Source organism: Gammaproteobacteria bacterium, from assembly GCA_029881255.1.
In the GTDB taxonomy this organism is placed as follows: Bacteria; Pseudomonadota; Gammaproteobacteria; order S012-40; family S012-40; genus JAOUMY01.
In genome coordinates, this window is the sequence record JAOUMY010000001.1 from 454184 (window position 1) to 466190 (window position 12007).

At 44.2% G+C, this 12007-nt stretch carries 14 protein-coding genes; 5 read left to right on the top strand and 9 right to left on the bottom strand.

Annotated elements, in window-relative coordinates:
- Positions 1 to 154: 154 nt before the first annotated feature.
- A complete protein-coding gene (locus tag OEZ43_02095) occupies positions 155 to 445 on the bottom strand; it encodes a hypothetical protein (GenBank protein MDH5544351.1) in 291 nt (96 codons plus the stop codon).
- 319 nt (positions 446 to 764) lie between these two features.
- Here OEZ43_02095 and OEZ43_02100 point away from each other — a divergent pair, with 319 nt between their 5' ends.
- Positions 765 to 965, top strand: a complete 201-nt coding sequence (locus tag OEZ43_02100) for a hypothetical protein (GenBank protein MDH5544352.1) — start codon at positions 765 to 767, stop codon at positions 963 to 965.
- Positions 966 to 980: 15 nt separating this feature from the next.
- On the opposite strand, the gene OEZ43_02105 is transcribed toward OEZ43_02100, so the two are convergent.
- From OEZ43_02105 to OEZ43_02125, 5 genes are all read right to left on the bottom strand, one after another.
- A complete protein-coding gene (locus OEZ43_02105) occupies positions 981 to 1436 on the bottom strand; it encodes a hypothetical protein (protein MDH5544353.1) in 456 nt (151 codons plus the stop codon).
- A gap of 6 nt (positions 1437 to 1442) precedes the next feature.
- Positions 1443 to 1946: a thioredoxin family protein gene (locus OEZ43_02110; GenBank protein ID MDH5544354.1), complete on the bottom strand. Its 504-nt coding sequence runs from the start codon at positions 1944 to 1946 to the stop codon at positions 1443 to 1445.
- On the bottom strand, positions 1933 to 2463 hold the full coding sequence (locus tag OEZ43_02115; protein ID MDH5544355.1) for a cbb3-type cytochrome c oxidase subunit I: 531 nt from the start codon (positions 2461 to 2463) through the stop codon (positions 1933 to 1935). Before OEZ43_02115 ends, OEZ43_02110 begins: the two co-directional genes overlap by 14 nt.
- 23 nt (positions 2464 to 2486) lie before the next feature.
- Positions 2487 to 3062 carry a cytochrome c gene (locus tag OEZ43_02120; protein ID MDH5544356.1) on the bottom strand — a complete coding sequence of 192 codons (576 nt, stop codon included), beginning with the start codon at positions 3060 to 3062 and terminating at the stop codon, positions 2487 to 2489.
- Positions 3063 to 3193: 131 nt separating this feature from the next.
- Positions 3194 to 3955 carry a c-type cytochrome gene (locus OEZ43_02125; GenBank protein ID MDH5544357.1) on the bottom strand — a complete coding sequence of 254 codons (762 nt, stop codon included), beginning with the start codon at positions 3953 to 3955 and terminating at the stop codon, positions 3194 to 3196.
- 516 nt (positions 3956 to 4471) lie between these two features.
- Between OEZ43_02125 and OEZ43_02130 the strand changes: the two genes are divergently transcribed.
- The 4 genes from OEZ43_02130 to OEZ43_02145 all read left to right on the top strand — a co-directional run bounded on the left by OEZ43_02130 (position 4472) and on the right by OEZ43_02145 (position 8250).
- Complete coding sequence (locus OEZ43_02130; GenBank protein ID MDH5544358.1) at positions 4472 to 5950, top strand: hypothetical protein; 1479 nt, start codon at positions 4472 to 4474, stop codon at positions 5948 to 5950.
- Between the two features lie 10 nt (positions 5951 to 5960).
- Positions 5961 to 6959 (top strand): MotA/TolQ/ExbB proton channel family protein, encoded by a 999-nt coding sequence (locus tag OEZ43_02135; GenBank protein MDH5544359.1) that lies wholly within the window; start codon positions 5961 to 5963, stop codon positions 6957 to 6959.
- A 15-nt stretch (positions 6960 to 6974) separates the two neighbouring features.
- Positions 6975 to 7748 (top strand): hypothetical protein, encoded by a 774-nt coding sequence (locus OEZ43_02140; protein MDH5544360.1) that lies wholly within the window; start codon positions 6975 to 6977, stop codon positions 7746 to 7748.
- A 97-nt stretch (positions 7749 to 7845) separates the two neighbouring features.
- The gene (locus OEZ43_02145) at positions 7846 to 8250 is read left to right on the top strand and encodes a polymer-forming cytoskeletal protein (protein ID MDH5544361.1); all 405 of its coding nucleotides are present in this window, start codon (positions 7846 to 7848) and stop codon (positions 8248 to 8250) included.
- On the opposite strand, the gene OEZ43_02150 is transcribed toward OEZ43_02145, so the two are convergent.
- The 3 genes from OEZ43_02150 to hemL all read right to left on the bottom strand — a co-directional run bounded on the left by OEZ43_02150 (position 8251) and on the right by hemL (position 11986).
- Positions 8251 to 8604, bottom strand: a complete 354-nt coding sequence (locus OEZ43_02150) for a diacylglycerol kinase (GenBank protein MDH5544362.1) — start codon at positions 8602 to 8604, stop codon at positions 8251 to 8253.
- 24 nt (positions 8605 to 8628) lie between these two features.
- Positions 8629 to 10563: a VTT domain-containing protein gene (locus tag OEZ43_02155; GenBank protein MDH5544363.1), complete on the bottom strand. Its 1935-nt coding sequence runs from the start codon at positions 10561 to 10563 to the stop codon at positions 8629 to 8631.
- 142 nt (positions 10564 to 10705) lie between these two features.
- Entirely contained in the window at positions 10706 to 11986 is a 1281-nt protein-coding gene (gene hemL / locus OEZ43_02160) for a glutamate-1-semialdehyde 2,1-aminomutase (GenBank protein ID MDH5544364.1), read from the bottom strand.
- Positions 11987 to 12007: the final 21 nt, after the last annotated feature.

Sequence of the window (12007 nt, forward strand, 5' to 3'; positions counted from 1 at the left end):
AAAATTACCTCCCAAGTCAAGAAACTCCCAGAACAAACGCAAAATTACTCTTGCATTTTATTCAATAGATACCAGGAGAACCACATACTCGAGAATGCGAGCAAAATACCGCAAGCACCTGCAAATGTAGCCATGTTTACCCCCTTATCTTTTATTACCAACCGGTGTTGTCGCGTTGTGTTTCGACTTCACCATGTTTCTTCATGGCAAGACCGACGATAACTGAAAGTGCCAAACCGAACACAATCATTACGATATCGACGAAACCTGAGAATGTAGATGGAGAATATGCTTCCATTCCCCAACCACCCCAACTTTCATAAGGGCCTCGACCTACAGCGCACATAACTGCTGCGCCAAATACGCTTCCGTTACCCATTCCAGTCGTGAAGACTGCAACAAGGAGAACGAAAAACGTTTTTCCCAAAGTAAGTTTATTTTGCATTTCCACCCTCCATTTCGAGATGAACCCAGGCACGAACCCTTAAACAGGTTCTCACGAATTTACTTGTGAGAAACCATTAAAAGGCTCACACAAAGCCCCTTTTAAGGAAACTAGAGAATCGTGACACATGACAAAATTCAGGTCAAGAAAATTCAAGAAAAATTACGCAGTACAGATTGTGATTTATGCACGAAAAAACATTGGTATAGGAAAATAATTTCCGTTACATAACTGAGCAAACGTGTCAGAAAAGTTTAATTTGGGCAAATTAGTTTTCGATTGTAGAATTGCGGTTTCGCATACAAAAGCTACGAATGAAATGAAAAAGACCGAAATCGCAATCTATTTATTTGTTGGCGCGAGCTCGCTGGTATTAATTTCTTACACCGTACGCATGTTCACACAAGGGCTACTAGAGGAAGAGACAATAGTAAAAGCCCAAATTGTGGTCGCAATACTATGGGCATTGGGCTTAGCAGGACTAGGCTGGGACATTGCAAAGAAAAGACGCCAACAGTAGAAGCGCAGAATACTTTTACTTAAAAACTCTCAGACGAGATTTCAATTCATCAAAATCCGAGTCTTTAGCAAATTGCCCTTTATGAAAAACAAATTTTTGAATCTTACCTGTTAAATCATTTCCACTGATGCCTATGCTTTTTCCAGCAAAATCCGCAAAAAACCTTATATCCTTCACAAGGTCTATGGTGTCCTGATTCTTCAACTCCAAGGTCACGCCCTTCTTTGAAACATTAAGAGCTGTCGGAGATGAAGGTAACATCATGAGCCGTGTCTTAAAGATTCGGTTAAACGCTATCAGAAAAATCAACGTGGAGGCAAAAAGCAATACATACGTAAAAGAGGAATTACCTGAGAACCATAATTTTGACGCATAGGCCATAAGAAAAATAAAGGTAGGAACGTACAATATGAGATCCCACATTACACCTTTTTGATCTTTCGAAAGCTCAAATCTATAAGGTTCAGCCATTTCTATCTAACCCTGAGCCTTCTCCACAACTTTACCAATCATGTAGTCCATTTCCTGATAAAGAACTCGGCCCGGTTGTTTTGAGCGAACGATACCGTTTTTATCTATGATAAAAGTCCATGGATCACCCTTCACTTGATAGGTGACAAATGCCTCGGGATTCATATACTGATCCATGTGAAGAAAAGCAACCTGGTCGCCATATTTATCCATCATGGATTTGAGCATTTGCAACTGCTTATCACACACAGTACAGTGACCTGGTGTCGCGAACTCTAAAACAATGGGTTTTCCCAACGCCAAAGCCTCGTCCACTGACAATTTGTACATGCGCGCATCGGGATAACGATAACTAGTTAGCCTACTAAGATCACCACCAACGTCATCAGATTTCTTTGTACGCAGTGACGGAGCTTGCTGACCAATATTCAAGGCACCATCTGGCCGCTCAAGAGAACAAGAAACAAAGAGAGGAAGCCATAAAATGACCGCAAGTTTAGCGAGATTCATAGCCTTTTTCCCACCCTGTGCAGGTTTTGAATAAATTATATGCCCAAATACAATTCGCAAGAAGCACCAGAGTGCCAAAAATCCCCATAGTAGCCAACAACGGCTTTACAATATGCTCCACTTCCGCTGGAGTTGAATTCACACTTGCGATACCACCCATAATTCCAGCAATGACAAAAAATACAACCATGCCGATCACGCCAATATTGTGCACCCAAAAGTGGGCTTTAACCAAGGTCAAACTATAGATTGGTCGCTTTATCAACCTGGGAACCACATAGTATACCGCAGCGAATATCGCCATTTCGACCCAACCCAGAAGATTAATATGGGTATGGCCTCGCACAATTAGATTTCCATGTAGGCGGTGGTCAACAAAATGCCGAAGCTCCGACACCCCACCCATGATTGCGCCCCACGAAAACCCGATCAGACTATATATAATGCAGGCGTAGATAAACCACAGCGTGTATTTCCGATACACTATTTCCTGTTGATGTTCCCAAGGTTTAGACATAATTTTTTCCGAAATTTTAAACACTACTCTTTATCAGACGAGGGCTTATCTCTGATATCTTCATATTTGCCTTGCCAATCTTCGGGCGCCCACATTTTGACCATATTATCGATAAATTCTGATCTTTCCGGTGGCGGAACTTTAGCAACAGATGAACCCGCGTCTGCGCGCAATTCCGAAAGAAATATCGCGATTACTTTTCTATCTTCGGCTGGTATATCACTTACGTAAGCAGCTTCTTTAGGCGGAAGGCCATGATCCAGCGTCGGTGAACCATAGACTTCTTCAGGCTTCAAAAGAAAACTTTCTATCCATTCGACCGTTCGCTTTGAACCAATCCCATCAAGTGACAAACCCATGCTTGTTCCTGTACGTAAAGCTCTATGACACGAATTACAACGATTCTTTCGATAGAGCTCAGAGCCCACTTTTCCAGCTTCAGAAAAGTCGAAATGTGTTAGCTGTTGAAACATTGGTTTTTCGGAATTCATACGATAGGTTTCAAGACCTATGTATGCGATAACAGCCAATAGAAAGAAGATACCGAATATAATAAAAAGAATTTTTTCGCCGGATTTTAACGGCTGCTTTTTACCCATTTATCACCACACTTTATATTCGGGACACACAAAATTGGATGCATATAATACCGGGAAAATAAGCCACACGCTAACAATCATTTAAAAAAAAAGGCGGGCCTCAGGCCCGCCTTTTCCTCACACAACACTGATTAATGATCGTATGGTGTGAACATATTTCCATCAGAATAAAAAGATGCATTTGTCAGGTAAGTAGCTGCATTATGAATGTCTTCGTCAGTCATATTGCGTGCAACTTTCTGCATCTGGCTTAATGGGTCGTTAGTACGACTTCCATCGCGCCACTTCTTCAACTGGTTTACCAGATATACATACTTCTGCTGGCCAATTTGTGGATATACCGGAGGCGCACCGCGTCCATTGTAGCCATGACAGGCTTTACAAGCTGGAACCGGTTTGGCTCTAGTACCCTGACCAAACTCAACAAGAGACTTGCCTTTGTGCGTCGCACCGACCTCAATCCCTTGCTCTTTGAGAGCATTCATATCAGAGCCTTTCCACTCGTTGCCTTTCTTCTGTGTAGCCTTAAGACTTTCCAGATAAGTCGCAACATCGTCGCGGTCCTGAGGACTCAAACCTTTGGCATTCGCGTTCATAACAAACATGGTGGTATCCATACGCTTGTCTGTCGCGAAATCCTCAAGTTGCTTTCTCAGGAAAACGTGAAATTGTCCTGCAATGCGTGGCGTACCCATTGCGTCGTCTCCTGTACCATCCTGACCATGGCATGAAGAACAAGCAGGCACGTCGCCTTTACCATTAAAAAATATACTTTTACCGTTAGCAATGTTGCCCGTACCTTTTGGATACTGGGCAGAAGACATCGCTACCGACGGCACTACAATGCTCGCAACAAATGCTGCCGCCGAAATAGCCGTTATAAAACGTCTCATAAACTGAAGTCCTCCCAGTTAAAGCCTCCCAGATGTAAACCCCACCTTATTTCTTCTCAGCAAACTTTAAAAACCTGCTCAGACATCTTTACGACAGCAGAAATAAGGACTCTCCAGAATTCTTACGAATTCATTTTGACCATAACCCAGGCCAGGAGAAAAGCGCCTACAAACCATAGAAGGTAGAGGATCGCGACTGACTGTGTATCAAGCATTAATCCACCTCCCTAACAAGTTCAAAAATGCAAGATCTCATAGAATCCGTGGCACATACCACGGCAGAGGACGCCATTCAAACACTAAAACAAAAAGGTGTCAACAGAATAAACAACAACATAATCAAGATTAGAGAAATACATTGGCGCAGCTGATCAAAAAATAAACAAAACTATTTTCCGATAAAAATTGTCGGGATGCATCGAACGAACTAGCACTCACATTATGATGACGGTCACGAACAAATCCGTTATCCTTCCGCGCCTATCAACGCATTTCAGCAACGTATATAAGACGAAAATGAATCATAAAGTCATTCCTGAAAAATATTTGGCACTTCTTTCACTCATAGTGTGGGGCGCTCTCGTACTCGGGCTCGGACTAGTGCGATTCGACGCCTATGGACTTGATGAGGGAGCAGCCCGTGCATTAATGCTGAACTGGTCTGTTGCCGACAACATTGTAAATCCGATTTTTGTTTTGGGAGCGCCGGATTTTCGCGCGCTTATGTACTTACCCATAGGTTTGTATTGGACGGGAAGCATTTTAGCGACAAAAGTCTTTAGCATTATAATTGCGTTTATAGGTGCTTTTTTCCTGTATCGTTGGACGAAACGGTTAGACAACTCCGAGAGTGCGCTTGTCGCTACCGCACTATATCTGGTGTCACCGATTGTGCTCACGCAAATCGATTCTCTGGGCGCCGGATTGTACGTCATACTTGCATTCGCACTCGGTTCCTGGCTGGACAACGCTTATCGACAGACTGATCGTTATTTTGGCGCTTGGTATTTTTTACAGCTGGTGTGGATCGCAGTAGTAATCGGATTACACCCAATCGGGCTCGCTTATCCGCTTGCGTTGATCTACCGATGGTATAGTACGCCACACCCACAGAAAAAATCGCGTCATATTTTCGTCGGCATTGCTATCAGCTCATTTTTTTCACTCGCTATCACAATGGGTTGGCCTAGTGTTGACTGGTTTAACAATCCATTGACAAGTCTCAGCCTATCGCTTGATGGAAGCATCGTTCAGAGTACCGAACACATAAACTGGGTGCCAGGAGTCATATTAGCTTTTCTTGCTTCAATTTTGTTGGTAACCGAGATTAACACCATTAAATCCGATGTCCTTTGCAGCATGTTAGCCATCGCCATGGTTATTGGGATTGTTACTGGAGATGCGACCTGGGCTACTTTGGTAGTCACATACGCGATTTACCGCGGCATACCAAGGCTAATAGCGTGGAATAGTCGTAAGGAAGCCGGGAGCTTTCTCGGCCAAAAAGGCGCCACTATCGTGGTTGCTTTTGTACTTTCAACATTCTTTATGCTTCAAGCAAAGGAACATTGGCGGGACATCAAACTTCAGGTGCTGACACCAGAAGACGAACTAATAGAAAATCTCAGCAGTATTGCATTGGACAAAGATTCGGCCTTTAGAGCGGCCAGTCAATGGCCCGGACGCACTATGATCGCAACACGTCGCGACGTTTTACCGCTACCGCCAGGATTTAATTCCGCTGAGGAGCTGTATGAGAACGCGGTAAAAGGCGTAACTCACATTCTTTTCGATCCATATGATAAAAACAATGTTGATCTAGCGCGCAATCTGGCGCAATTGGTGTCGGTGACCGAAACATTGGCACTTAATCGTGATGCAGCATTGGTACGAGTAAAGGAACACAACGTTCAACTACACATCCGACCAAACAACCTTGGTGAAACTTCCGACACATCGACAAAAGAAAGTGACGCAAGCATAGCCGACAAATGAGGTTAATGAGATGAACAAGGCATACAGGACTTTTATCCTGTGGTTAATCTGGGGCTCTGCTGCGATTACCATTTATCTCGGACTTTATCTCGATACCGACATTCTTCAATTTCTACGTCAAGACGAAAGCAAAATCACTTGGATAATCACGCTACTCTTTCTGGTTGGGATAGTAGGGAGTTTTTTTCTCACTATTGCCATCACTAAAGAAGCTATCGAGGCCCAAATCCAAGATCAACTAGCAAAAAAAAGTGGGCTTGCCGGGCTGCAGCCAAGCGCCAGAAAGAAAAAAGCCGTTAATCGTTTTTACGACTCACTTAAAGTCACCGCTTTATCCAATGAGGCACCTAATGTTGAAGCGCTGATGGAAACTGAGTTTTCCTCGTATTCCCGCATGAGTCATGGCGTAGAGACCCTGGGCAATCTTCTCATAACGTTAGGTCTAATTGGCACTGTAATGGGTTTAACGCTAACGCTTACCGGGTTAACAACATCTCTTGATGCATTGGGGCATGATCAAGAATTGCTATTACAAGGCCTACGTAAAGCAATGGGGGGCATGGGAACAGCATTTTATACCACACTGCTTGGCGCTGTACTCGGAGGGGTGTTGTTACGAATATTTGCGTTAATTACGGAAAACGGGATTTCTAGTCTAAGCGAAACATTAATCAGAACATGCATGGTTCATTGCGCACCTGATTTTAAACAGAGCATGGAAAAGGACATCCGCTTCCTTAATGCGGAACTGGAAATGCTTGGAGACAAAGTAATTGCCTTAAAGCAGGCGTTTAACGACTCAAAAGTATCAATGAATGAATTTCGGGAGTCTATAAAGGAACTTTACAAGCTTTCCGGGGATGACGATGGAGTTTATACCCTAAAAGAAACGCTACGCATGCAAAAGTACTATCGCGCCTTGCTCAAGCAGGAGCTTCAGCTAATGAATAGGATGAATCGCTCCTGGTGGGGCAGATTCAAGGAATTTCTGATTTCAAGAAAAGATTAGGATAGTCACACACAGATGGCTAGAAGACGTCGTTTTACATACACCAACATATACGAAAGTTTTTCTGACGTTTCTCTATTAATGCTCGCCACTTTTATATTTTTGCTCGTAACAATACTACTCACCTCGCGCATGATGCAGGAATATGAGGTGCCCAAGTTGAAAGAAGAAATCACCGATCTAAAAAATAAATTGGCCGCTGCGCAAATCGATGTAAATCAGTACACCAGCACGCTTGAGCAAATGATTGTATCTGCAGAGGCCGGTAGCCCAATAGATAAATTGATCGAGACCGCAACCTTTGGACGAAAGGATTTTGATTTGTTCGTCGAGGGATTGAAAGACTTGCCTGGCGAGGATCTGCACTTGGTTGTAGATGCGTCGGGATCGATGCATGGATTGACATCATTTTTGATTCCCGTGTTACGCGCAATAATTGTACGATCACAAAAACGACTTGGCGCTATTACGTGGTTTACTGACGGCGAGGCGGAAACATATACCGGCACCATGGGTGAAATGTTCGACAAACTAATGTCCGGCGCACCATTTGGCGGAAATCGCGAAACTATCGGAAAAGCCTTCCGTGTAGCGACCAGAAACGCCAGCGTTCCAGGCGCCTATTTACTCGTTGGAGATGAACCATCTGATGACGAGATTTATTATTCAGATATTCCGAGCCCCGTATTCAGTCTTCCACTTGGTCGTTCTGACCCTGAGACCAACCGCGAATACAAGAAAATTGCCGATAAAACAAATGGAAGGATGCTACACCTGGATTTTCGTTAAATAATCCGAGCAAAATAGTGCGAAGGTTGTATGAATCTTGCCAATTCCCTGTGCTACACTCAATCAGACATAGTTATAAAAAGCAGAGAACATTGAAATGATGACAACAATACCTGCAGAAACTACGCTGATTGGGGAGATCCGAAGCAAAGGCAAGATGCGCATAGAAGGACATGTGGAAGGCACCGGCGATATAGATGGAATGCTGCTGCTCACACGTCAATGCGTTTGGAAGGGAAAGATCATTGCCGATGTCGTAATCGTTGAGGGAACAATGGAAGGCGATATAATCGCCCGACAGAAGCTGGAGATCTATTCCAACGCGAAGATTAGCGGATCAATCATTTGCCCCAAGATTTCGATTATGGAAGGGGCCAGTGTCAACGGAACGTTGCGCATGAAGCAGCCCGAACCACCTATCGGCTTGCTTGAATCCAAGGCTCGTAAAGATAAGAAAGCGCAAGCCGAAGAAAAGCGCACAGCTAAAGCGGTGGGTGAATAATCACTTAACCCAATCAATTAGAAGTAATACGGCTATCAATAGCGAAGCTACGCTTAGAATTAATACGGCCCCAGCTGCAGCGTCTTTTGCAGTTTTGATCGCTGGCTGAAATTCAGGCGAGACGTGGTCGCATATTGCCTCAAGCGCGGTATTAAACAGTTCCGCAGCCAAAATGGTGCCGCAGAGTAAAACAATTAGCGCCCACCACCACAGGTCTGGATTAATAAAAATCAGCATAGCCACAGCGAGACAACTAAACAGCAGTTGGGTCTTGAAACTATTTTCCCGCCAACCTGCTCCTATCCCAGCCAGCGCATATCGTAGCCTGGCTGTAAATCTTTGATTCTTTTGCACGATGCGATTCCTAAAGCGGCATATTCAATGTAATCCGAGCAAAATAACCGATCCATCCCAAGAATCTCTTGCTATAAATTCATTCTGCTCTCTTTGTACACGATTCATCATATCTACGTGTTCTGTAAATGAATAGGATAGTGGATCGAGAAAAGCGCCAACTATCTTTCTTCTCGCAAAAAATCCCATAATTTGTTTTTCCACTTTCTCAATCGTGCCGACAAAAATATGCTTTCCGTTATTTAGTTTATATTGAGTGGGCCATATTCTAATTAGCGTTTCACTATTCACATCCGAGTCTTTACCAAAGCGAAAAACACGTATTTCTTCTCGTCCTTGATACAGGTTTGGTATTACTGATTGTTCTTTCAGTGGAATCTGAGGCGCAAGAAAACGTAAAACATTTACAAAATTGAAATCCAGCGTTTCTTCCCAGCCATTAGTGAGTAAAATCTTGTCAATTTCTTCAGTTGATCCTGCCCATTGGAAGGTCAAAGGCTGCTTAGCTCTTCCAAATAAGTCGAAACGATAGGCTGGAGAAATATTACGCCAAAAACGATGCGTCCAATCCGACTCACTGACAATAATATGCGACTCTTCATAGACAAATCTTCTTGCATCAGATTCATACTGAAAAAACAGATTCAATGTATAAATGCCGAAGAAAATACCTACAGTTACAATACCAGTCTTCTTTACATCTATTTTCTCATGCGCTCTTCTACGCAAAACAAGAGCAACCACTAAAATCCACGCAATACCGAAACTGTACCCAACCATTACATCACTAAACCAAAAGCCCCCTAAAACAAGACCAGACAAGGCAAGCATAAAAAGAAGGATGATATAAATAAAGTATAAAAATGCGCGAATTCTTGCACTAAGTCTTTCGCTGAAAATAATGACAACGAAACCGTAAACTAGCACAGGCATTATCGCATGCCACGCTGGAAAATTTTCCTGAAAACCAGGACCATCCAAAACAAGGGGACGGCTAATCTCGAATACCGCGTCAAGAAACAGATAGGCGAAATATCCGAATCCGAGCAATAAACTCCAATACCTAAGCATTCGCCAGTCGGAATGTTTCCAGTGAATAAATACAAAGCCAAGGACGATTGCGGCTAGAACAACTCGATCTCCCAACTGATAGATACCAATTAAGAATTTATCGAGCCGTGGCCAACGTGCCTGTTGCAAGAAATTGAAAATCGATTGATCGAAAAACACACCTTCTTCGCTTACTGTTAAGGCGTGTATCCCCCAGATAAAAATAGAACTGAAAAACAAAAGACAGCACAGCCACCAGAATAACGCGATACCGGGAGTATAATCAGGATCCAGAAGCTGTTTCGACATTTTACCGACACGCGGATGTCGAATACTCCATTGATATACTGAATCAATTTTTGAAGCTATCCACGGACTCATTGCGGTTGTGGTTTTTTTAGCCAGCCAGTAACTCACCCACAAGGACAAAACCATAATCACAATTATGAGCGCTAGTCTGCCTGTCACGTCCGACGCAATACCTATGGATGTGCCGAAAATAATTCCCGGCACTAAAACGACCGGCGCCCATACAATTGCCGACGCAACATTTACTGTCATGAAACGCATGCCCGGCATATTCATCATTCCGGCAACTGCTGGAATAATAGGCCTGACAGGTCCGACAAACCTACCAAACAAGATACTTTTTGCGCCATGGCGTAAAAAAAATTGCCTGGTATTTTCCAGCAACTCCGGCTTTTTTACGAAAGGCCATATTTTTTCAATTTTGCTTGAAAACAGGCGACCTATCCAAAAACTAACGCCATCCCCTGCAATGGCTCCTAATGTCGTCCATAGAAATGCCGATGAAAATTCCATGACGCCGGTACCAATAAGCGCACCAATACCAAACATCGCTGCAACGCCGGGGACGATAAGTCCCACGACGAGTAACGATTCAGACATCGCAATTAGAAAAACAACGAGGCCGGCCCAGCCGGGGTGATCACGAATCCAGTCGAATATGGGTGTTAGACTATCCAGATCCATGTTTCGTATACGAAAGTAAAAGAAATGATGCCGGGAGAAAAAGCTCCCGGCCAAATTATTAAAGTGTAGACATGACCTTAGCAGCCGACTCTATCGTTGCCTGAATATCGGCATCGGTATGCGCGCCCGATACAAATCCGGCTTCATATGCCGAAGGCGCAAGATAGACACCTTCGTTCAACATCCCGTGATAAAAACGTTTGAAGCGGTCGATATCGCAGGCCGCAACTTGTTTAAACCGACTTACGCTGCGTTCTTTGCTGAAAAAGAATCCGAACATTCCACCCACCTGATTGGTACAAAGCGGAATATTATTCTCCTTAGCAACCGTGCGCATTCCTTCACACAAGGCCTTAGCCATGGAATCCAGACGCGCATGAAAGCCGCTGGCTTGCGCAAGCTTCAATGTCGCCATGCCCGCCGCCATAGAAGAAGGATTCCCTGATAAGGTACCCGCTTGATAAACCGGCCCCAAAGGCGCGATTCTTTCCATGATATCTTTACGTCCGCCAAAGGCACCCACGGGCAAACCGCCACCGATGACTTTACCCAGCGTCGTGAGATCAGGCTTCACGCCAAAGTGTTCCTGCGCACCTCCAAGACTGACACGGAATCCGGTCATGACCTCATCAAAAATCAATACTGCACCATGCTGATCGCAAACATCACGCAAGCCTTCCAGAAAACCCGGCTCTGGCGGGATGCAATTCATGTTTCCGGCAACAGGCTCAACGATGATACAAGCGACCTGATCACCAATTTCAGAGAACACTTTGCGCACTTCTTCGATATCGTTATATGTCAGAGTAATTGTATGTTCGGCCAATGACGCTGGAACGCCTGGCGACGTTGGAACGCCTAATGTAAGCGCACCAGACCCGGCCTTGACCAACAGCGAGTCTGAATGACCATGGTAACAGCCTTCGAATTTGACGATTTTATCCCGACCAGTAAATCCTCTGGCCAGACGAATCGCACTCATAGTAGCCTCAGTGCCAGAACTCACCATACGCACCATATCGATTGATGACATGATGTCGCAAACCAACTTCGCCATTTCCGTTTCGATCCGTGTAGGCGCGCCGAATCCGAGACCTTTGGCAACAGTCTCTTGAACCGCCTTGATCACTTCTGGATGAGAATGGCCCGCAATCATTGGGCCCCACGAAGCAACATAATCTATATATTTATTACCGTCTTCATCATAGAGATAGGCGCCTTCACCCTTTGCAAAATAGACAGGGTCCCCGCCAACACCGTTAAACGCACGCACCGGAGAATTCACGCCACCCGGTATGTAGTGTTTGGCTTCTTCAAATAATTCGTGAGAACGAGACATTCCAGTTTTCCTTCATTTTAA

Coding starts and splice junctions, on each gene's coding strand:
- OEZ43_02095 (MDH5544351.1), bottom strand. CDS start 445: ATGCAAAATAAACTTACTTTGGGAAAAACGTTTTTCGTTCTCCTTGTT.
- OEZ43_02100 (MDH5544352.1), top strand. CDS start 765: ATGAAAAAGACCGAAATCGCAATCTATTTATTTGTTGGCGCGAGCTCG.
- OEZ43_02105 (MDH5544353.1), bottom strand. CDS start 1,436: ATGGCTGAACCTTATAGATTTGAGCTTTCGAAAGATCAAAAAGGTGTA.
- OEZ43_02110 (MDH5544354.1), bottom strand. CDS start 1,946: ATGAATCTCGCTAAACTTGCGGTCATTTTATGGCTTCCTCTCTTTGTT.
- OEZ43_02115 (MDH5544355.1), bottom strand. CDS start 2,463: ATGTCTAAACCTTGGGAACATCAACAGGAAATAGTGTATCGGAAATAC.
- OEZ43_02120 (MDH5544356.1), bottom strand. CDS start 3,062: ATGGGTAAAAAGCAGCCGTTAAAATCCGGCGAAAAAATTCTTTTTATT.
- OEZ43_02125 (MDH5544357.1), bottom strand. CDS start 3,955: ATGAGACGTTTTATAACGGCTATTTCGGCGGCAGCATTTGTTGCGAGC.
- OEZ43_02130 (MDH5544358.1), top strand. CDS start 4,472: ATGAATCATAAAGTCATTCCTGAAAAATATTTGGCACTTCTTTCACTC.
- OEZ43_02135 (MDH5544359.1), top strand. CDS start 5,961: ATGAACAAGGCATACAGGACTTTTATCCTGTGGTTAATCTGGGGCTCT.
- OEZ43_02140 (MDH5544360.1), top strand. CDS start 6,975: ATGGCTAGAAGACGTCGTTTTACATACACCAACATATACGAAAGTTTT.
- OEZ43_02145 (MDH5544361.1), top strand. CDS start 7,846: ATGATGACAACAATACCTGCAGAAACTACGCTGATTGGGGAGATCCGA.
- OEZ43_02155 (MDH5544363.1), bottom strand. CDS start 10,563: ATGTCTGAATCGTTACTCGTCGTGGGACTTATCGTCCCCGGCGTTGCA.
- hemL (MDH5544364.1), bottom strand. CDS start 11,986: ATGTCTCGTTCTCACGAATTATTTGAAGAAGCCAAACACTACATACCG.